The organism is Dolichospermum circinale AWQC131C (assembly GCF_000426905.1).
Taxonomy (GTDB): domain Bacteria; phylum Cyanobacteriota; class Cyanobacteriia; order Cyanobacteriales; family Nostocaceae; genus Dolichospermum; species Dolichospermum circinale.
Map to the genome: position 1 here is coordinate 9,997 of NZ_KE384617.1, position 20,720 is coordinate 30,716.

General features: G+C 36.0%; 17 protein-coding genes and 1 pseudogene. 10 read left to right on the forward strand and 8 right to left on the reverse strand.

The features are described from left to right. Nucleotides 1–183 precede the first annotated feature (183 nt). On the forward strand, nucleotides 184–957 hold the full coding sequence (panB, locus tag ACIR131C_RS0112985) for a 3-methyl-2-oxobutanoate hydroxymethyltransferase (protein ID WP_028090546.1): 774 nt from the start codon (nucleotides 184–186) through the stop codon (nucleotides 955–957). 103 nt (nucleotides 958–1,060) lie between these two features. On the opposite strand, the gene ACIR131C_RS0112990 is transcribed toward panB, so the two are convergent. Then, nucleotides 1,061–2,017, reverse strand: a complete 957-nt coding sequence (locus ACIR131C_RS0112990; protein WP_028090547.1) for a DUF1517 domain-containing protein — start codon at nucleotides 2,015–2,017, stop codon at nucleotides 1,061–1,063. A gap of 1,272 nt (nucleotides 2,018–3,289) precedes the next feature. Between ACIR131C_RS0112990 and ACIR131C_RS0112995 the strand changes: the two genes are divergently transcribed. Next, nucleotides 3,290–4,525 (forward strand): glycosyltransferase family 4 protein, encoded by a 1,236-nt coding sequence (locus tag ACIR131C_RS0112995; RefSeq protein ID WP_028090548.1) that lies wholly within the window; start codon nucleotides 3,290–3,292, stop codon nucleotides 4,523–4,525. Here the strand turns inward: ACIR131C_RS0112995 and thiS are convergent. The 7 genes and pseudogenes from thiS to ACIR131C_RS22680 form a co-directional block, all read right to left on the reverse strand. Further along, nucleotides 4,522–4,734, reverse strand: a complete 213-nt coding sequence (thiS, locus tag ACIR131C_RS0113000; RefSeq protein ID WP_028090549.1) for a sulfur carrier protein ThiS — start codon at nucleotides 4,732–4,734, stop codon at nucleotides 4,522–4,524. The two genes, ACIR131C_RS0112995 and thiS, sit on opposite strands and share 4 nt — an antisense overlap. Nucleotides 4,735–4,744: 10 nt before the next feature. Then, entirely contained in the window at nucleotides 4,745–5,794 is a 1,050-nt protein-coding gene (locus ACIR131C_RS0113005) for a thiamine phosphate synthase (protein ID WP_028090550.1), read from the reverse strand. A 198-nt stretch (nucleotides 5,795–5,992) separates the two neighbouring features. Beyond that, entirely contained in the window at nucleotides 5,993–6,646 is a 654-nt protein-coding gene (locus tag ACIR131C_RS0113010) for a hypothetical protein (protein WP_028090551.1), read from the reverse strand. A 127-nt stretch (nucleotides 6,647–6,773) separates the two neighbouring features. Continuing rightward, entirely contained in the window at nucleotides 6,774–8,861 is a 2,088-nt protein-coding gene (locus tag ACIR131C_RS0113015; RefSeq protein WP_028090552.1) for an S-layer homology domain-containing protein, read from the reverse strand. Between the two features lie 100 nt (nucleotides 8,862–8,961). Beyond that, nucleotides 8,962–9,279: pseudogene (locus tag ACIR131C_RS22675) on the reverse strand (fatty acid hydroxylase); the annotation flags it as partial. Between the two features lie 129 nt (nucleotides 9,280–9,408). Further along, nucleotides 9,409–9,732 carry a hypothetical protein gene (locus ACIR131C_RS0113025; RefSeq protein ID WP_028090553.1) on the reverse strand — a complete coding sequence of 108 codons (324 nt, stop codon included), beginning with the start codon at nucleotides 9,730–9,732 and terminating at the stop codon, nucleotides 9,409–9,411. A 544-nt stretch (nucleotides 9,733–10,276) separates the two neighbouring features. Then, nucleotides 10,277–10,933 carry a LabA-like NYN domain-containing protein gene (locus ACIR131C_RS22680; protein WP_051347558.1) on the reverse strand — a complete coding sequence of 219 codons (657 nt, stop codon included), beginning with the start codon at nucleotides 10,931–10,933 and terminating at the stop codon, nucleotides 10,277–10,279. A 772-nt stretch (nucleotides 10,934–11,705) separates the two neighbouring features. Between ACIR131C_RS22680 and ACIR131C_RS0113035 the strand changes: the two genes are divergently transcribed. The 8 genes from ACIR131C_RS0113035 (at nucleotide 11,706) to ACIR131C_RS0113070 (ending at nucleotide 20,417) form a co-directional block, all read left to right on the forward strand. Beyond that, nucleotides 11,706–12,536 (forward strand): squalene/phytoene synthase family protein, encoded by an 831-nt coding sequence (locus ACIR131C_RS0113035; protein ID WP_028090554.1) that lies wholly within the window; start codon nucleotides 11,706–11,708, stop codon nucleotides 12,534–12,536. 56 nt (nucleotides 12,537–12,592) lie between these two features. Then, nucleotides 12,593–14,053, forward strand: coding sequence for a hopanoid biosynthesis associated radical SAM protein HpnJ (gene hpnJ / locus ACIR131C_RS0113040; RefSeq protein ID WP_028082349.1), 1,461 nt, complete (start codon nucleotides 12,593–12,595; stop codon nucleotides 14,051–14,053). Nucleotides 14,054–14,151: 98 nt separating this feature from the next. Next, nucleotides 14,152–15,225: a DNA-methyltransferase gene (locus ACIR131C_RS0113045; RefSeq protein ID WP_028090555.1), complete on the forward strand. Its 1,074-nt coding sequence runs from the start codon at nucleotides 14,152–14,154 to the stop codon at nucleotides 15,223–15,225. Between the two features lie 43 nt (nucleotides 15,226–15,268). Continuing rightward, nucleotides 15,269–16,741 carry a restriction endonuclease gene (locus ACIR131C_RS26805; RefSeq protein ID WP_231395459.1) on the forward strand — a complete coding sequence of 491 codons (1,473 nt, stop codon included), beginning with the start codon at nucleotides 15,269–15,271 and terminating at the stop codon, nucleotides 16,739–16,741. A 55-nt stretch (nucleotides 16,742–16,796) separates the two neighbouring features. Beyond that, nucleotides 16,797–17,645, forward strand: a complete 849-nt coding sequence (gene hpnK / locus ACIR131C_RS0113055) for a hopanoid biosynthesis-associated protein HpnK (protein WP_028090557.1) — start codon at nucleotides 16,797–16,799, stop codon at nucleotides 17,643–17,645. A 150-nt stretch (nucleotides 17,646–17,795) separates the two neighbouring features. Continuing rightward, nucleotides 17,796–18,200, forward strand: coding sequence for a hypothetical protein (locus tag ACIR131C_RS0113060; RefSeq protein WP_028090558.1), 405 nt, complete (start codon nucleotides 17,796–17,798; stop codon nucleotides 18,198–18,200). A 115-nt stretch (nucleotides 18,201–18,315) separates the two neighbouring features. Beyond that, complete coding sequence (locus ACIR131C_RS0113065; protein WP_028090559.1) at nucleotides 18,316–19,338, forward strand: pentapeptide repeat-containing protein; 1,023 nt, start codon at nucleotides 18,316–18,318, stop codon at nucleotides 19,336–19,338. A gap of 44 nt (nucleotides 19,339–19,382) precedes the next feature. Beyond that, nucleotides 19,383–20,417 (forward strand): J domain-containing protein, encoded by a 1,035-nt coding sequence (locus tag ACIR131C_RS0113070; protein ID WP_028090560.1) that lies wholly within the window; start codon nucleotides 19,383–19,385, stop codon nucleotides 20,415–20,417. The last annotated feature ends 303 nt before the right edge of the window (nucleotides 20,418–20,720 follow it).

Here is a 20,720-nt window from a genome sequence, read left to right on the forward strand (position 1 = left end):
ATTCTAGGGTGGGTTTTAAATTTTGATGATTGGTATAATACTGCTTGTCCACGACTGGAATTTTTTATAGGGACTTTGGGTATCTAGGGTTTGTCGTCTCTACAATCTTTGGGTCTGGTATATTTTTTGTAAAATGTCAGAAATGCCATATTTAGGTGATAATTAACAATTAAACAATTATTTATGTCAGTTACTACTCAACAATTAACTCAGTGGAAACAACAGGGACGGACGATTGTTGCGTTAACTGCCTGGGATTATGCGATCGCTCAACTTTTAGATATATCTGGTGTAGACTTGATCCTAGTTGGTGATTCTCTGGCAGTAATCTTGGGTTATGAAACTACGTTACCAATCACTTTGAATGAAATGATACATCACGCTAAGTCCGTCCGTCGTGGTGTGAAAAATGCTTTGGTCGTGGTTGATTTACCGTTTTTGACTTATCAAGAAGGTATTTCTCAAGCTATGCACTCTGCTGGTAGGGTGTTGAAGGAAACAGGAGCGCAAGCGGTAAAATTAGAAGGTGGCTATCCCGCTATGGTTTCTACTATTACTAGACTAGTGCAAGCGGGGATTCCTGTTATGGGTCATGTCGGTTTAACACCTCAATCAATTCATCAGTTAGGGTTACGACAACAAGGAAAAACCCAGGAAGCAGGAGAGAGAATTTTTAATGAAGCGATCGCTCTGGAAAAGGCCGGTGTTTTTGCTATAGTATTGGAACATATTCCCACCAAATTAGCTCTAAAAATCACTCAGAAAATACGTATTCCTACTATCGGTATTGGTGCAGGTTCTAGCTGTGATGGTCAAGTATTAGTCACTTCTGATATTTTGGGACTTTCGGAAAAACAACCACCATTTGCTAAGGTTTATACAAACTTACGAGAAACAATTACTAAAGCTGTACAAGATTATGCTCTGGAAGTGCGCGAAGGAGAGTTTCCTAAATGAATTTGTCTCACGCGAAGGCGCTCCAGGCTCGGAGAGTAAGAGTTTGAGAAAATGTAGAGAAGTTTCATTGAACGTCTCTACATGAGTTTTGAAAAACTCCCAATTACACTAACTTCAAATCAGGATATTCCGCAAACAAATCATCTGATGTCAATGTATCTCCTGGCGCTTGGGGAGTCCACAAAACTTCAATCGCTAACAGTTGTTCACCTCCAAGACTACCAATTTGACGCAAAGCTTGACGCAAATCATCAGCGCTATTAATAGCCGGAATTTGACATTTACCTAAAGTCGCTGCTAACAAGGTGACAATAATATATTCTCCAGGACCTTGGCTAATTAAGCGGGTGGGGTTATCTTCCCCAGATAAAGCTTCTTTGCTCAAAACAGCTTTTAGTTGATTATTCACATTAGAGAGGGTTTCTTCGCTAAACTTACTGCGTTCAGCTAAAGATAAACGATTAAATTGGGATTCAGCAGCATTTAACTTTGCTTGTTGAGTTCCACTACCCGCATATACCCAGTATTCAGGATGACGCAGTAAAGCTAAACTAGCCTCTTGTAAAATTTCGCTTCTTCCTGCTGGAGTATTAGTATCAGCAGTTTCCGCAATGTGATTCAGTTCGGTTTGTAAATCTCTAGCTTGAGCTAATAACCCAACTTGTAAACGAGTTACAGACACGGAAGGGTTACTATTTAATTCTTCCGTTTCTCCACTAGTAACACGGCGGAAGGTTTGGACTAAAAAATTCACCATAGCAAAAAAGATCAAAATCCCAAACAAGCCACCAAAACCGCCGCCAAAACCCCACAAGGGTAAAAGAAAGGGAAAGCCAAAACCACCACCATAGGGGGCGTAGTAACCGCCACTACTAGGCATATTGGGACGGGGTGCATAGGTACGGCTAGAAGGCATTCTAAAAGAACCACCGCCAATTCTACCACCAGAACGGGCTGCTAGGGCATCACTACCATGGCTAAAGGCTAAAGTTAGGACTAAGGTAAGGATAAAGACGGTTTTAAATAGGGGCTTGAGAAATCCTTGTAATTTTTTATTCATAACTCATTGATGACGACAACTGTATTTTTACGCTGGCTTTTCCGGGAAAAGCAGTGCAAGCTATAGCACTACTCTTAATCTAACGCTTGTTATGTTGGTTAGGCAGCGAATTAAGCAGGATTTTTGATGTTGATAACCGTACCGTGAAATCCCCTCACCGTCAAAAAACTTTGGAATTAATTAATTATTTCTATTTTCCAGTCATGCCATATTTAATAATCTTAGTGCTAAAAAATTAATGAGTATCATTAATAATTCTAATTTACTATTTTAGCACTTATTGGTTAAGTGTGAATCTTGCTACAGTCTCCAAAAATTGTTTTAAGTGATTGGATTTTTTTGTATTCATAATTTTTTACTCACTAATTTTTTCCGGATAGAGACAGAATATCTAGTACCTATAGTCCAGGGGGTTTAACTTTTAATAAACTGATGTAAGCACGGTGACAATTAAAATTTTAGATTTACTACCTATTAACTATGAAAAACTTATTTCTATATAGTTATAATGTAGCAAATATAGCCATAGTTACCAACTAAATATTTTCAAATTAATGGCAGGTAAATGCAATGATTGATACCATAAATTTTGAGAAAAATCATGTAAAACAAAGGTAAAAAGAATCGGCATTATTAAAGCATTATTTGGCAGTAAATTATCATGCAGATTACAAAATTGTTGGATATTTTCTGGCGATCTGGCACGAAAATATCCAATATTTACGGTATTATGGAGGAAATAGTTAGATTGAACAATTCTCCTAGTAGTTTTTGAGTAATCTCATGGAAGTGTCAATGATAAATCATAACTATCTTTTTAAATTATGCAGATAACTTGTCCAGCATTGATAATCTTCAGCAAATTCAACAATAATTGGCGACAAAATAGTTGATAAATTTATAGTTTTGTTAGCCAAGTATTTGATAATATAAGTTCATCTCGCTGTTGTGTATTAATTAGAAGCTGAGAGTTATACTTGTGATTAAAAATGTCAATACCTAAGTTTAAAATCGCAATTTTTTCCTGAAATCTACCATTTTAAAATCTCTATTTCTATCGCTGTTCTGTTGTTAATTTTTTTAAAGTCTCTGCACCTATAACTCTATCATGTCAGATGATTATCTCCATTTCTGTAATCACTAATTGCTGGAAATTACCAGTTAAATAACCTTAGCAATTTATTGAGATTGCTATTGAGCAGTAAGTAATGAATCTTGATGAATTTAATTCAAGATAACGCCTGAATTCTAGTTAATTTATTAGGCTTAATTATGGAAAATATATCCCAACTAGGGTTACAAGTTAGAGATAAAACAGCTTATCCAGATATCCTAGTTATTTCCCGAATATTCCGGCCACAAGAAGCTGTAATTGGTGAATATGTCTATAATCGTTGTTTACAAGATCCAGACCGGGTAATTGTCTTAGCTGGTGGTTGTGCTGGAGATAAAAAATTTGATAAATCCCAGCAATTTCCGGTTTATCGTTGGTTTTATTTTCCTGCTTGGTGCGATAACTGGTTAGGAAATATTCTCCAATCTGGTTTGAATATTACTGCTGCTTTTTTACTAGCTATTAAATTATATTTTCGCTATCATTACCGCTACATTGAATGGTGTCATGGTTATGATTTTCCGGCTTTGTTGGTACTCAGTTATATTTTACCAATTCGCTTTTTTATCTATTTACATGATCATGATTTACTGAGGATAGCTAGTAATCCTTTATGGAGATGGCTATTAAAATTAACTCTCAAACGCGCTGATGGAATTGTTTGTAATAATTCTCATATTCGCAATTCTTTAAGAAATACTTTTCGTTTAGATACTCCCACTCATGTGATTAATCCGGTAGTTAGACCAGAAAGATTTGGTACTCCTACTAGTTTTAGTCATATTGATGATTTACGTCACCGGATTCGTCAAACTTACAATATCTCAGAAACAGCAATTGTCATTCTTTCTATTGGTAATTTGGTTAAATATCAAAACTTTGATCGAGTAATAGATAATATTCCGGTATTACTAACCATTGGTTTTGATGTCCATTGTATTATTTGCGGTGTAGGATCTTGTGAAAACCAGCTAAAATCCCAAGTCCAAAGACTGCGAATCACTAAACAGGTTCATTTTGCTGGCTATGTACCAGAACGAGATTTAGCCGGTTATTATGCAGCTTGCGATATTTTCGCTATGTTAAATTCAGATAATCATGAGGATAAAACTATAGATAACTTTGGTTTAGTTTATTTAGAAGCAGGTTATTTTGGTAAACCTGTAATTGCTCCTCGTTTGGGAAGTGTTTTAGATGCAGTTCATCATGAAGAAAATGGTTTATTAGTCAATCCTAATTCTGGTTATGAGGTCTTACAAACTTTTCATCGTCTGTGTCAAGATTCACAGCTTCGAGAAAAACTTGGCCGTCAAGGTAAGGAATTAGCGAAACGGAAAAACTATCATCGTTGGTTATATACTCCTGAATCTTCTTCTTCTTGTTTGTTGAATTAACCACCACCAACTATGGTGACTATTTCCAAACAATCACCATTTTTAATTTCAGTTTCTGACCAAAATTGACGATGTAATATTTCACCGTTGTATTCTACCGCAACTAAACGAGGATTAAAACCTAGTTGTTGAAGTAATTCTGGTAAAGGAGTTGGGGATAAACAATTGCGAGTTTCTCCATTGATTTGGAGACTAATTTGCTCAAACATAAAACTGTTTTTATTTGACTCGATGAAGTTGAGAGATAAAATATTGCGTTGCTAAGGTGGGTTGATCTGATTGCATGAGCGATCGCACTACCGCTACACGCTGCGCTCCCACATTCATGACATCATTCAGATTACTCCCATCTATGCCCCCAATTGCAAACCAGGGAATTTGACAATTTTGGGAAACATACTTAACATATTCTAAACCCGCTGCGGCTTTACCTGCTTTAGTTGGTGTTTCATACACAGGTCCCACACCAATATAATCTGCACCTTGAGTAATTGCCATTTGCATTTCTTGCGGATTTGTGGTAGAGCGGCCGATAATGCGCTGATTTCCCAGTAATTGACGAGCCACAGCTATGGGTATATCCTGTTGTCCCAAATGTACACCATCAGCATCTACGGCCAATGCTAAATCCACCCGATCATTAATAATGAATAAAGCTCCGTAATGGTGACATAACTCCCGTAACTTTATAGCCCGTTCTAAACGCACTGAATCATCAGCGGTCTTTTCTCGATATTGTAACAGGGTTAATCCACCTTGAAGAGACGCTTCCACAATTGCCAATAAGTTATCTGTAGGAGATGTTACCAGGTATAAATGCGATCGCCATAATAAACGGTGACGCTGATAACCCATCAAATTACTTTCCAGGGTATAAACCTGATAACGCATTTGCTTACAGGCTGTTCCCATTTGCATATCCTTTTGAGAGTGATAAAGCTTACCATATTCCTCCAGGACTCTGAGTGCTTCTTGCACACGGCAAAAATTAGCCTGTAATAGAGATGTAATATCAGCCCTTTCTTCCTCTTGGGGGTGGCTTAAATCAGTTCCCGGATCTCCCTGTGTATCTCGTGCTGCCCGTATTTCTGCGGTATGCCAGGTCCCCAATTCTTGACGTAGGTGTTTACATATACTAGATAATTGGGAATTATTTAAACCAAAGCGACACCATTCTTCAATGATTCGCAAACCCTCACGAGCGCGATCTAAATTAGCGTCTAAAATACGATAAACAGTTTGCTGCGTGTAGCTGTGGTCTGAAACCATGACAGCGACTTCATTATTCATAATATTTGATGATTAATTGTTTTGTTAAGGTACAAATAACATCGTGGATATAGTGGATATACTACTATAAATTAATAGTATAAAAATTAATTGTATAGCAATTGTGGCAAAAGTTTAAAAGCAGTTATTGAACTTGGCAAGTAAATTAATAGGTCATGGCTAAAAATAGACAACAAACTAAAATGCCAATCCCAAATTGTCACCTGTCAGGGCTTTGAGTTTGGAAGTCAAGGATTCGGTGCGATCGCTCCTTTGGGGGGTAAACTGTCCAATAGGGGGATTATTGGCCGTTGGTGAGGTCAACTGTTCTGCTGGTTGAGGTGAAATGTCCTCAATCATTTCTAGTTGACTGACTTGTGTATTTTCTGCTTCAGCATTCCAGTTTTCTGCTACTGTGGGTGAATTATGATTTATTTGATAATTATAACTGACCTTAGCTGGTAATAATTGAGGAAATTGAGGATGTTGATATTGTTCAGTCCTGATCTCCTGTTTAGCAGGTGGTAAAACTGATAAAGAGGGGCAAGTGAGGCGTTCGGGGAATTTGCTACAAATCATGCGCTCAAATTCCATATTAAAATGGTATGTTGCCTCTCCCTTTCGCCGCCAAAAGGTCAAGATTTGCTGTACGGATATAGCTTTATAACGACCTTGATACAAAGCCTCGATTACCGCCAGATGTAACCAATTCACAGGATATTCTACTTGCCAGAGGTTAATTAACTCACCAGCATTATATCCATTCAGATCAAAGCTATAGTGAGTTAATAATTTAGCTGCTAGTTCGGCAGGAGCCGCAAAAGTTTGAGTTACGGGGGATGTTGTTAACATGGGCTATAAATTGCAGGCAATAGGTATAAACATTTCACCCATCGCATCTAGCCTAGCGTACTTTTAGCTACATGAGTGGTTTTTCACCAACGGCAAAATTGATAGGAAGTGTTTTCTATTCTACTGGTCAATTGCTGGTCTGTAAAACAATATAAGGTGAATTAATAATTTTTGTGCGTTGACTAGCTACTAATGCCTGATAGACCATGGCTGCCACTTCAGCACGGGTGGCCTCCCTAGTGGGTGCAAGCAAATTAGGATCTGGATAATTAACAATAATTTTTTGCTGAGTAGCAATAGTAACTGCTGTTTGGGCATATTCGGGAATTTTATTCTGGTCTTTGTAGATTAAAGTCTTTTGATTGGTGGCTGAGAGTCCCAGCCCGTTGACCAAGGAGACAATGATTTGTAGCCGTTGAACCTTTTGCTGGGGACGGAAGGTGCGATCGCTAAATCCCCCCACAAAACCCCCTCTAGCAGCCACTTCAATAGCCTTAGCCGCCCAAAAATCCTTGGGTATGTCCGTAAATTCGGGGCTAGGGCGTTTAGCAGGGGGGTTAAAGGCAGTGGCAATTAAAGCCGTGTATTGGGCGCGGGTCATCCCTTCATCTGGTTGGTATGTCCCATCAGCAAAACCTTGAGTTAAGTTCATACTAACTAATGCCCGGATAAATGGTTCTGCCCAATGTCCGACAAGATCACTGAAAGAAGGAATCTCTGTCTCTGGTTTGACAATATAGGCACATGAGAGGGGATTTTCTGCGCCTATGGCCACCAATGCCTGGTAAATTAAGGCAGCTACTTCGGCGCGGGTAATTTCCCGCAGCGGTTCTAATTGATCTGGTTGGGGATAATTCACAACTAATAAATTTTGGGTAGCTACGGCAGCGGTCTTGGTGGCATAACTGGGAATTTGGGCGCGATCGCGGTATAGCATTAAGATGTTAGGATTACCACCACTCAATTTTAAACCATTGACAATGGAGACTAAAGCTTGAATTTTTGTTAAATTATTTTCTGGTCGAAATGTGCCGTTGGGAAACCCTGTGAAAAAGTCGTTATCGGCTGCACTGGCTATAGCTTTAGCCGCCCAAAAGTTGGATTTGACATCTTTGAATCTATCTAGTTGGTTACTCTCAGGAAGTTGGAATGTCTTAGTAATCACAGCCGCATATTGAGCGCGGGTAATTGGTGAGGCTGGTTGGAAGGTCCCGTCGGGAAACCCGCTGATAAAACCTTTGCTAACCAAGGCCTCCACAAAAGCAGCAGACCAATGTCCTTCTAAATCAGCAAATCTGCTACTAACTCCTATTTGACTGGGGGTATTAACAGTAGCAGTGATGAAGTCTATTGATCCCATCACCCGGGCAGGATTTAATTGATTACCAACGGAGATGATTTTTTGATTTGTAAAATTTTGTAAATCGAATTTCCCCTGTTCCCGAAAAATGTTGTCAGCAGGATCTTGGGGATTTCCTAAATCGGGAACGGCATTACCATTGACTAATAAACCTACTTGGGTATTACTGGCAATCAGATTTCTTCTTAATACGGGTCTAGCATCACGAGCAAGGGCGATCGCTGTCCCATTTGCTGAAAGTTGATTATTTGCCAATAAAGGGGCTGCAAGGTCACTGATGGCTATACCTAAAGGGTTGTTTTGAAATACATTTCGCAGCACTTCCCCTTTACTATTCCTAGCCATGACTAACCCACTGAATTGATTATTAATAAATAAATTATCCATAATGCCCGGTTTAGCATTGCCAGTAGTAAAGATTCCTTCTCTAGCACAGTTCTTAAATGTACTATTGGCTACTGTAGGAACTGATGATTCAATCCAAACACCAGTACCTTTGGCTATGGTATTAATCACGGTTACACCTAAGAGACTGGCATCACCTCGTAATAGTAAAGTGATATTCTGTAACCCGAAACTAGAGCTTTGATATTCCCCACTACCAGAAATGATCATTTCCTGACCTTTATTGGCTTCATTCCCCACTACCAATACCCCCGGTGGAATGATTAGGGGAAATACCTCTCCATTTGCTGTTCCATAAGTTCCATTGGCTAACTGAATAATTGTTGATGTTTTTGCCTGTTTTAGGGCGCAGGTAATACTTTTCAAGGGATTGAGACGAGAACCTGTATTACTATCCTTTCCTGTAGCAGGGTTCACATAGAGTGTAGCAATAAGACTAGAATTAACCATTGATTGTCAAACTCGTATGGTTTAAATGGTGACATCCATAATTAACCATACTTTTGACACACTGAAAATTTCAAGTTGATAATTTTAGTCAAAATCTAGTTTATCCAGAAATGTGAGTTTTTGTGTAAGAACGCCAATTAATTCTTAATAGACGTAGCAAAACCATCCAAATTCTCGCAGGTTGGTCAAAAAACGTGAAAATATCGCCAAAACCCAAGTTAGTTTTTTGGTGATGTAACCAATGTTGTTCTGGTGTAGTCATAAACAATAACCTACACAAAACAATTACAGATTGAGGTGTGTGCCACCCCAAGGAAGTTAGGTGTCTCCACCACACATGGAACTGACCAAACAATAAACCACAAATTACGCCAATGGGAGATAAAGCCCATAACCAGACTGCTATCAGCAAATAGGGTTAATCAACAGTCAGGCAAAAGTTAACAATTATTAACAATTAATCACATTGCTTCACCCTCAAGTTATATTTTCTGTCTGTCAATATAGGTCCTAAAATTCAAATTCCTAGATTGTTACCGCTGAGAATTTAAATATGACAAAATAAATCATGATAACACAGCCAATCTTCATGTACTGAACTTAAATAGTAGGAAATACCAACAGCGAATATTGCTAAAAGTACAGGTAATAGAACCGTAAATTCTAATTTACCTTTTTTAACTACTTCTAAGCAAGAGATAACGATAGCTACAGGCCAGAAGATAGTGGTAATGATGAACATGATAAAGGATAAAAATTTATCCTCTGGAGAAGATACAGGGTAACGTAGTGAAAAAATTAACCAATTAGTAAAAAAATATGCAGTCATTAGCAAATAGCTAATCACTAAAGTTAACTGGATTTGATTCACAGTGCTTACTCCTTTAATAATATAACTTCTCACCAATATATCTAGTGAAGAGAGTGTTTTAAAAGTTATGATTGATATATCAAATATTTTTGACCCCTCCAAACCCCCTGCTTCATAAGCCAAGGGGGACTAACAAGGATAAAAATGTGATGAAAATTACGGAATACCACTTTTAAAACATCCTCTAAAATTAAGATACATTTTGAGTGAATGCTAAAAACACATCAATCAGCAATCATCTTTGATTTAAGGCTGAATTTTAGAGTATAGTTATTATACTCATCAATGTTAATTAGCCGTTTCTAGACTGGTATAGCACAAATATTAAAAAAGTGGCAAATAAAATGAAAAATTAGATACTCTTCAAGTCAGAAATTTGATATTAGTATAATAAATGTCTAATTACTTAGCAACGATAATTCACAAATACTTGATTTTGGTGTGAGAAAAAGTTATGTATTAAGAATTTAAAGAATTTAAATTAGGAATTTAAATTGGGAATTTAAAACTGCTAATGAGAAGGGTATTAGAAGAAGTTCGATAACTACGGCTGATACAAGAATGAATCCTTTTTAAGATGTTGTTTAATACTGTCAAAATCAGTAAATTCATCAGCCACATCAATCAGATAATCACTAGTTGTTGTTTGCAAACCAATCACTTCTACTCTAGCTCCCATACTGCTAACTGCATTCACAGCATAGGATAGATCTCCATCTCCACTGACTAAAATAGCCGTATCATAATACGGTGCTAAAGTAATCATATCAACGGCAATTTCCACATTCAGATTTGGTTTTTTGTAATTATCTACAACGACACTCATATCTTTAGTAAATACACGATAGCCATTGCGACGCATCCATAATAGAAATCCCTGTTGTCTTTCGTTGCCAATATCCAACCCTGTATAAAAAAATGCACGTAATAACCGAGAGGTTTTAGTTAAGCTACAAAGCAATTTTACATAGTCAATTTCAATTCCCAATTGCAACGCGGTCTGAAATAGATTTAATCCGTCAATGAAAATTGCAACGCGACCACGATTTTCATCATCATTTAATGCACTATTGTTAACTGTATTGACTGGATTAGATTCTTTCCCTTTGATAGTGCCTTTAGTAGTTGAACAATACCTTTGAGGTTTTTCTTTAAGTTCTTTATATTCGTTGCTTTTTTTGCTAAGATGATTAAACTGCATTGATACCTCTAGATACTATTATAGGGATGTTACGGGTAAATCGAAAGTGGTGCAGTCTTGACTAACTTATGGACACTGCCCTAGTTGTAGCTGTAGCCAGGTTGATTAAGACATAATTAATCATGGAAACCTAGAAATAATCAGGATTTCACCCTTGTCTTGTGCCTCTTGCCTGATGCTATAACTTAACAGTTATCAGGTATATTTTAGGCAATTTTTGGCAAGTAAATGGATATTTTGCGATTTACCTGCACCTATTTTACACAAAATGCACGCTTTTGGAAAAAATTTACTATTTATTAAAGATTTTTCATATTATATAGCAAGAAATCAGCGCTGCTGCAAGAGGAAAGTAGATATGTAGTTTGTTGTTACAAAAAATTAAGATCAGATGGGATTTATGCAGGGTTGTTATTAAACTTAGTCTTTAAAAATACATAAATTTATATTAATAAACTTACCCAATATTGCTGATAATTTTTTTCCAGAGTATGAGTAGTGGATTAACAGTTTGCTATGATACTCAGAAATTAGCCTTGCTGATATCTATTCCTGTAGCAAAAATTCTTGTCACCAAAACCTTATATACTAGACTAAACTTTGATAAACTTGAGACTCGTGTTAACTAAGACACGATAAACTATTAATTCCTAGATTAAATACTAGGATATTTATGGTTTTTACGGTTTAGTAAAAACTAAATCCAGTATGATTGAAAAATCACAGAAAAATCAAAAATCGTGTGTGGTGTGAAAATTAAGGAGTGAACAAAATGGATTTACGTGGAGATGCGTTGCAAATCCTCAAAGAGACTAGTCGAACTTTTTATATCCCAATTAGTATTTTACCATCAGGATTACAAGAAGCAGTGGCATCAGCATACCTGTGTATGCGAGCCCTTGATCAAATTGAAGATGATCCAATTTTGGATAATCAGACCAAAAAACGCTTGTTACAGAATATTAGCCTCATATTGCAAGCTGGAGTAGATGGTTTTTCTCTAGATGCTTTCTCCGTAGGGTTTAAAGGTTACGAAAATTCTTTACAAGAAGTTAGTTTACGGATTAGAGAATGGTCAATATTAGCACCCGAAAGTATTGCTCCGCGAATTTGGGATGCAACGGCAGCAATGGCTGATAGAATGGCTTATTGGGCAGATAAAAATTGGCAAATAGAAACAGAAGCGGATCTAGACCGTTATACCTTTGGGGTAGCTGGTGCGGTAGGCTTGTTACTCTCAGATTTATGGAACTGGTATGATGGAACTGGAAGCAACCGGACTCAAGCCATAGGATTTGGTAGGGGTTTGCAAGCGGTAAATATTCTCCGTAACAATTCTGAGGATTTAACTCGTGGAGTAAATTTTTTCCCGGTGGGTTGGAATAATCACAATCTCCAAGAATATGCCCGTCGCAATCTCATTTTAGCAGATGCCTACACGAACTCTCTGCCCAAAGGACCGGCTTTACAATTTTGCCAAATTCCCCTGGCTTTAGCTCATGGTACTCTTGATGCTTTAGCAAATGGCAAGGAAAAACTCAGTCGTAGTGATGTTGTTTCACTGATTGAAAATTTGATGGGTGTAAATGCTAAGGCTAGTTAGGTAAAAATTATCAATTTACCCAAATAAAAAACTTGTGTGTGAGAGGTATTCAATTCATGAAAACTACTTTGTTTTTGAGTCCACCTTCCTTTGATGGTTTTGATGGTGGTGCGGGGGCGCGATATCAAGCAAAACGGGAAATTACTTCTTTTTGGTATCCCACTTGGTTAGCACAACCAGCGGCTTTAGTGCCTGGTAGTAGGTTAGTTGATGCACCTCCCCATGGGCAAACGGTGGATGATGTGCTGAAAATTGCCAAAGATTACGAATTAGTAATTATGCACACCAGTACACCTTCTTTGGCCAATGATGTCAAGTGTGCTGAAGCCATCAAACAGCAAAACCCCAATGTGCAAATTGGCTTTGTGGGGGCCCACGTTGCGGTTTTACCAGAGGCTACTTTGCGGGAAAATCCGGTCATTGATTTTGTTTGTCGCAATGAATTTGATTATACCTGCAAGGAATTAGCAGAGGGGAAACCTTGGGATGAAATCAAGGGGTTAAGTTACCGAGATAAACTAGGTAATATCCACCAAACTGAAGAACGGCCTTTAATTCATGACTGGGATGCTATGCCTAGTGTATTGCCAGTTTACGCCCGTGATTTGGATATTAGCAAATATTTCATTGGCTATTTGCAACATCCTTACATATCTTTTTATACTGGGCGGGGTTGTCCGGCTAAATGCACTTTTTGTCTGTGGCCGCAAACCATTGGCGGACATTTATACCGTCATAAAAGCCCGGATGCTGTAGGTAGAGAAATGGAGGAAGCCAAGGTTTTATTTGGGGACAAAGTGCGCGAGTATATGTTTGATGATGATACTTTTACCATTGATAAACATCGAGCGATCGCAATTAGTCAACATCTGAAGCGACTGAATTTAACTTGGAGTTGCAATGCCCGGGCTAATTTAGATTATGATACTCTCAAAACCTTGCGAGATAATGGTTTAAGGTTGTTATTAGTAGGTTTTGAATCTGGTAATCAACAAGTTCTGAATAATATTAAGAAGGGTATTAAGTTGGAAGTGGCGCGAGAATTTATGAAAAATTGCCACAAACTTGGTATTACTGTCCATGGGACTTTTATTATTGGCTTACCGATAGAAACAAAAGAAACTGTAGAAGAAACAATTCGCTTTGCTTGTGAATTGAGTCCCCATACAATTCAAGTTTCTATTGCTGCACCTTATCCAGGTACAGAATTGTATGACCAAGCGCGAGAAAATGGTTGGTTTGCGAATGAATCTTTAGTAGCAACTTCCGGTATTCAAACTTCAACTTTGCAATATCCAAGCCTTTCTAGTGGGGAAATTGAAGACGCAGTAGAAAGAATGTATCGTAAATTTTACTTCCGTCCTAAAGCGATTATTCCTATAGTGCGGGAAATGCTGGGAGATAGACAAATGTTAGTTCGTCGTTTGCGGGAAGGTAAGGAGTTCTTTGCTTATTTAAGTGAACGTCGGACTCAATCAGTCGCACACGCGCAACCTCAGAAAACTGCTGTTGTTTAGGTTGTATAATGTAATGATGGCTAATTTATTGTCATCAGAATTAATTGTAGGGATGGGGTTAATTCCATCCTTACTACTACACAAAATTTTGAATTAATATGCAAAGTAATTTTACTGCTTACTACCAAACAGAATTTGGCGCTGCTTATTTAGGAAATAGTCTGGAATTAATGACAGATATTCCTGATGAAAGTATAGATTTAATTTGTACATCTCCACCATTTGCACTACTTAGAAAAAAAGAATATGGTAACGTTGATGCTGATGAATATGTAGAATGGTTCAAGGATTTTGCAGTACAATTTCACCGCATTCTCAAACCTACAGGCTCATTAGTAATTGATATTGGTGGGAGTTGGGTTAAGGGAATACCAGTTCGTTCTCTTTATCATTTTGAACTTGTTATTTCTTTGTGTAAACCACAAAGAAAGGGTGGATTAGGTTTTTATTTAGCACAAGAATTATATTGGTATAATCCCGCAAAACTTCCTACTCCCGCAGAGTGGGTAACAGTTCGCAGAGAAAGAGTTAAAGATGCTGTAAATACTATTTGGTGGCTGTCTAAAGAACCCCATCCTAAAGCTAATAATAGAAGAGTTTTAAAACCTTATAGTCAAGCAATGAAAAATCTTCTTAAAAATGGCTATAAACCTAAATTAAGACCATCAGGCCATGATATTTCTGATAAATTTAGTAATGATAGAGGTGGTGCTATTCCTCCTAATATTATTGATGGACGTTCTAGTATAGATCAAGAGGAAATGGGACAACCAACTCCAATTCCAGAAGATTTATTCTTAGCAGTTAACATGATTTCTGCTTCTAATACTGCTTCCAATGATTATTATCAAATACGCTGTAAAGAGGAAGGTTTTAAACCACATCCAGCCAGATTTCCTCAAGCTTTACCAGAGTTTATCATTAATCTTTGTACTGAACCAGGAGATATTGTCTTAGATCCTTTTGCTGGTTCTAATATGACAGGTAGAGTGGCAGAAACATTACAAAGAAAATGGTTGTCTTTTGAAATAGATGAAAATTATGTTAAAAGTTCACAATTGAGATTTGAAAAAAATGCTCCTTTGGTTGTTGAACTCCCAGCAGATTTATTAGCTATTGATTTAGAAAATTCTTTTAGTAAATCACAGACTATTCAGTTAGGATTATTTTAACAGCAGTGACAAATTAAATTTTACTATGTTAGGTAAATAGCAAATGGAATCAAACAACAATACCAAAAAATTAAAAAAATTTACTTATGGGGATCAATTTGATCCAAATAAATTCTCATTAATTGAAATTCTAGAATTATGTAAGAAGTGTCAACCCAATCGGGATATTCTAGAAGCTAGTATTGCTGAACGTTATTTTTCTCAACATTCTCAACAAACATCATCTAAACTAGCATCAGAAAATATTGGTAAATTGGCAATGAATTGTTTCTTATCAATTAGAGCATATCAACTAATTGAAGACTTACAGGAATCACGTCAATATAAACTTACTTCTCTAGCGGAAGAATTTTTATCTAATACTGAGAATAGTTCATTTGTAAATCAAAGATTTGCAGGACATATATTAAATAATTTAGCAGGAATGGCTTTATTAAAAGCCATTGATGTGCTTAATAGTCGAGGGGAAGAACCACAATTAGAAGCAATCAGCTATGAGTTGCAAGAAAGGGGATATTCAATATCTCCTAATTGTACTTATGTAAGTACCATGAGAAGTTGGTTATCTCTAGCAGGTGTTTTTGAAAGGAAAACGGAAATTAATTGGGATATTGTTTCTGATATTTTAGGTATTAATAAAGATTTTATTGATGAACTTTATGCACTAAATCCAGAGCAAAAACACTTTTTATTGAGTCTAATAAACTTAAATATACAAGAATTTACACCAGCTAATAAAATAGCACAACATACAAGAAGTATTTATAAATTAAGACTCACAACTAAAAATTTAGTGAAAGATGTAATTCAACCACTGGTAAATTTTGGGTTAATAGAAACAGAAAAAACTACAGATGGTAGAGGTGCTAAACCTAATAATGTCCGATTAAGTAACAAAGCTAGAAAGGAAATCTTAGCACCATTATTAAAATCTATTGCTAATGAAACGAGAATTTCAGAGATTGAACTTAATCGCACTTTTGATGATGTTGTCAATGAATTAAATCATCCAGATAAACATATAAAAGGTAAAGCATTAGAACTTTTAGCAATTTGGATGATCCGTCTTACCAGTTTAAGGTTTACAAAATGGCGTAGTAGAGAAAATGGCAAAGGAGAAGTTGATGTTTTAGCAGCTTCCGATAGGTTTGTTTATAGTCGTTGGCAAATTCAATGTAAAAATACAGCTAAAGTTGATATTGATGTTTTAGCTAAAGAAATAGGTTTGACATTTGTTACAGGGGCAGATGTGGTTATGGTTGTGACAACTGGAGAGTTTACAAGAGATGCTTATCAATATGCTTATAGAATGATGGATGTATCTCGTTATTATATGATTCTGTTGCAGAAAGATGATATTGAGGCTATTAAGAAAGATAAAACAAGTATTGTAGAAATTTTGGATAAAAAAGCTAGAAGAGTATTTTCTAAAAAAGAACTGGATATCTCAGATGAAGAATTAAATGAAATTGAACAAGAAGAAGATTCGATAGATGAATTGATAGAAGATGATTAAGATAATTTTTTTTATAAAAAAACAATTCTAGTACAATTAGTGGATAATTAATCCTATGAATAAATCTCATTTTCTTGTTATTAACGCTGATGATTTCGGATTTTCCCATGATGTGAATGCTGCTATTATTCAAGCTCACGAAGAAGGTATTTTAACTAGCACTAGTTTAATGGTAACTGGTGATGCGGCACAAGAGGCGATCGCTTTAGCAAAAAATCATCCTCATTTAGCAGTTGGTTTACATCTGGTTTTAGTTTGCGGTAAATCTGTTTTACCACCAGCACAAATTCCCCATTTAGTAGACTCTCAAGGTAATTTTTCTAATAACCCCACTCAAGCAGGATTAAACTATCAATTTAATCAAGCTACCCGTGCAGAATTGCGGTTAGAAATATCTGCTCAATTAGAAAAATTCCGTGATTCTGGTTTAAATCTGGCTCATGTTGATGGACATTTACACCTTCATGTTCATCCGGTAATTTTGAATATTTTAACAGAATTTGCAGCAGAATTTAAGATTAAATTCATTCGTTTACCTTCAGAAGAATTGACCAAAAATCTCAAAATTGATAGACGAAATTTATTAATTAAAATAGTTTGGTCTATTGTGTTTGGACAATTAAGAAATTATGGAGAAGGTTTATTAAAAGCTCATCATATTAACTTTGCTGATAGAGTTTATGGATTATTACAAACTGGTAACATGAGTGAAGAATATTTACTGAGTTTGATACCGCAAATTGAAGCCGAGTTAGTAGAGATTTATGCTCATCCTGCTTTGGTGAATACAGATATAAATAACGGTGGTGAAATAGAATTAAAAGCTTTGTTAAGTCATAAAGTGCGGGAATTGCTGACTGTGAAGGGGTTTGAGTTGAGTAATTGTGCAAAAGTGATTCATTGATGATGGGGTATTGATAAGAACATCAAAATGAACACATATATTTGCTTGATTTATGTTTTTTTGCTTAAAAAAACTTATTATTCTGATACAAGACATATATACTGACTATGGTATAGTTGGTTTATTCTAGTTAAGTTTTTACTTTTACTTATGAAAGAAAAAGAAACAATTTTACTACCATCTGCATGGGATAACTTAAATGATGAAGATAAAGAGTTAGCAAAAGAGTTAACAAAATCCATCTTACGAGGTGAAAGATCCACTCAGCTTTTATTACATTTACTTAGTGGTGAAAACATAGATGATGACTTTAAAACAAAAGCAAAAACTATCAGCAATCATGAATTTGATTTTGATGTTATTACTCCCAAAAAAAAGAAAGAGGGAAATAGAGTAGCTTTGGTGTCAATGACTGAGATTGAACCTCCAGATTTAGAATTTAATGATAGAGTATCTACCCTTCTATCAGCAGAGTGTAGAAGAATTTGCAACAATGCTAGAACCGAGAAAGACAAAAAAAAGTGTAAAGAATGCCAGAAACAATTTTCTGAATAATCAAGAAATATTCATGAATAAAAATGTAGAGACATTTTGTTAAATGTCTCTTTTATGAACTCAAAATTTTTGGCGTATAGCATATTCTTAAACACTAACCGGAGATATTTTAGAAATGAGCGCGGATAAATCTCAGCCTGAACTACCAGAAGTTAAGGAACTAAGAAAGAAGTTTTTAGTTATTACAGAAATTTCTGATCCTTTAACTCGTGAATATCAATTTGCATTGTTAGAAAAAGAGGCAGAAAAAGCCGGTTTATCTGCTGAAACTTACCGTCGTTTATATGAAACATATCTGCCAAATAAAGAACATATTCCGCAATATCCACAAAAACCGTGGGTTTTCAAAGAATGGTTAAGATATTTCCTAGAGTTTCCTAAAAAACAATTGGCTAAAAAAGTTTTGATAATAATTGTAGAAAAAGGACTTTTAATTAGTTTGATTTCAGGAGTATTAAAGTATTATTGGGAAGCACCACAAAGGCAAAAACAAAAAGAACTTCAAGCTTGGACAATCATTAATAATGCTGCTGGAAAAGAAGTTAGTGGTGGAAGAATTTCAGCTTTACAAGACTTGAATGAAAACGGTGTTGAATTATGGAACTTAGTTTTAGATAGAGCTAATTTAAGCGGAATTACATTAGAGAATGGCAAGCTTGCTAACACAAGTTTTAATGACACACAATTAGGATGTATAGAACAGAAATGTAGTAACTTTAGAAAAGCTAATCTTCATCAAGCTCAATTCCAAAATGCGTATTTAGATCATATAGATTTTAAAGAAACGTATCTTATTAATGCTAATTTCAAAAAAGCATACCTAGAACAAGCTAAATTCCAAAAAGCCGATCTTGATAAGGCTAATCTAGAGGAAGCAAAAATTAAAGGAGCAATTTTTCAAGGAGCGAATCTAGAAAATACAAATTTCAAAGATGCTATAATATGTGGTGATATCTTTGATGAATCTACCGGGTCTACAAAAAATAGTTGTGCTAATTTTATTGGAGCGAAAAATTTAACACCTGAACAAGTAAAATCTACAAAAAATTGGGAAAAAGCCTGTTATGATCCAGAACTAAGGATAAAACTAGGTTTACCACCTGATAACCCTGATTATTGTCAAGATAAATTAAAATAATAAATATATTTCTTTTATCAACCCTAAGCTTAATTGTATCTGCCATGCCACGCAAAACAAAAACAGCATCCTCAACCACAGTAACTCCCCTAGCACTATCTGACTTACATCTTCAGTTAGAGGGTTTAGAAAAAGAACACCAATCTCTATTAAAGCAGATTAAAAGAAAGCGTGCAGAATTAAATAACTTTATTGAAAAAATGCGTTCTTTAACAAAAGAGGTATTTCATCAAGCCAGTCCTAACATGAAAAAAATGGCAGAATTAGATGAGGAAATTCATGCTTTATTTGCGGAAATTTTCACTACAAGAAAACTGGGAAAACAAACTCAGAAAAGGATAGAATCTTTGTACAGAAGTTTGCAAATGGGAGGAATTATTAGTTATAAAGCCACTGAAGAAGATCAAGAATTAGAGGAATTATCTGACAATGATAACTTTCAAGAAAATCATCAAAGTCGTCAATATTGGGAAGCAGAAAGAGATTCAGAATCCCCTGTGGGTAAAACAGATGAATCTAGAAAGGTGCGACAGATATTTTTGCGGTTAGCGGAGATATTTCACCCTGATAAGGTTAAAGACAATGAAACCCAAATGACTCACACAGAAATTATGAAAGAAATTAATAAAGCTTATCAAGAGGGAGATTTAGCAAGACTTTTAGAAATTGAACGTAAATATGAAGTAGGAGAAATAATTGATAATAATAGCGAAAATGATTTAAGTCGTAAATGTAAAACTATAGAACAACAAAATCAAATTCTCAAAAATCAATATGAGAAATTGAAGCAAGAACTCCGGTTAGCTAAAAATACTCCCGAAGGTTCAATGGTTGCTGATTATAAAAAAGCAGCTAAACAAGGTGTTGATCCTATTGAATTGATGCTGGAAACCGTACAAGCCCAAACTAAGATAGTTGCAGAAATTCGTGATTTTGTCAAAGATTTTAAAGATAAGAAAATAACTATTAAAGAATTTCTCGCAGGTCCAGAAAGTATCCGTTCTACCCAAGAGGATATGATGGAAGAACTACTGGAAAAAATGATGGAAGAATTTGGGGAGATGATGAATTTTAATTAGATTTTGCACCAAAACCGCCAAAATTACACAAATTATCGTAGGGTGCGTTAGCGATCGCGTAACGCACTAATTTAATGATATGGTAAGCTTTGCCTAACACACCCTACAAATACTCATAATTATTAACCATTTTCCTAATTACGAATTACCCGATGTTTTTGCAAATCTGCACAATTCTAATTTATTACGGAAAAACGAACCACAGAGCCACAGAGTTCACAGAGAAAAGAGGGTTTGGGAGATACAGCACTTCCCGATGTTATGAGGTACAAGAACCCCACCCCCAACCCCCTCCCCGCAAGC

Excerpts from the sequence above, each read along its gene's own strand:
- panB (WP_028090546.1), top strand. The coding sequence starts at position 184 with ATGTCAGTTACTACTCAACAATTAACTCAGTGGAAACAACAGGGACGG.
- ACIR131C_RS0112990 (WP_028090547.1), bottom strand. The coding sequence starts at position 2,017 with ATGAATAAAAAATTACAAGGATTTCTCAAGCCCCTATTTAAAACCGTC.
- ACIR131C_RS0112995 (WP_028090548.1), top strand. The coding sequence starts at position 3,290 with ATGGAAAATATATCCCAACTAGGGTTACAAGTTAGAGATAAAACAGCT.
- thiS (WP_028090549.1), bottom strand. The coding sequence starts at position 4,734 with ATGTTTGAGCAAATTAGTCTCCAAATCAATGGAGAAACTCGCAATTGT.
- ACIR131C_RS0113005 (WP_028090550.1), bottom strand. The coding sequence starts at position 5,794 with ATGGTTTCAGACCACAGCTACACGCAGCAAACTGTTTATCGTATTTTA.
- ACIR131C_RS0113010 (WP_028090551.1), bottom strand. The coding sequence starts at position 6,646 with ATGTTAACAACATCCCCCGTAACTCAAACTTTTGCGGCTCCTGCCGAA.
- ACIR131C_RS0113015 (WP_028090552.1), bottom strand. The coding sequence starts at position 8,861 with ATGGTTAATTCTAGTCTTATTGCTACACTCTATGTGAACCCTGCTACA.
- ACIR131C_RS22680 (WP_051347558.1), bottom strand. The coding sequence starts at position 10,933 with ATGCAGTTTAATCATCTTAGCAAAAAAAGCAACGAATATAAAGAACTT.
- ACIR131C_RS0113035 (WP_028090554.1), top strand. The coding sequence starts at position 11,706 with ATGGATTTACGTGGAGATGCGTTGCAAATCCTCAAAGAGACTAGTCGA.
- hpnJ (WP_028082349.1), top strand. The coding sequence starts at position 12,593 with ATGAAAACTACTTTGTTTTTGAGTCCACCTTCCTTTGATGGTTTTGAT.
- ACIR131C_RS0113045 (WP_028090555.1), top strand. The coding sequence starts at position 14,152 with ATGCAAAGTAATTTTACTGCTTACTACCAAACAGAATTTGGCGCTGCT.
- ACIR131C_RS26805 (WP_231395459.1), top strand. The coding sequence starts at position 15,269 with ATGGAATCAAACAACAATACCAAAAAATTAAAAAAATTTACTTATGGG.
- hpnK (WP_028090557.1), top strand. The coding sequence starts at position 16,797 with ATGAATAAATCTCATTTTCTTGTTATTAACGCTGATGATTTCGGATTT.
- ACIR131C_RS0113060 (WP_028090558.1), top strand. The coding sequence starts at position 17,796 with ATGAAAGAAAAAGAAACAATTTTACTACCATCTGCATGGGATAACTTA.
- ACIR131C_RS0113065 (WP_028090559.1), top strand. The coding sequence starts at position 18,316 with ATGAGCGCGGATAAATCTCAGCCTGAACTACCAGAAGTTAAGGAACTA.
- ACIR131C_RS0113070 (WP_028090560.1), top strand. The coding sequence starts at position 19,383 with ATGCCACGCAAAACAAAAACAGCATCCTCAACCACAGTAACTCCCCTA.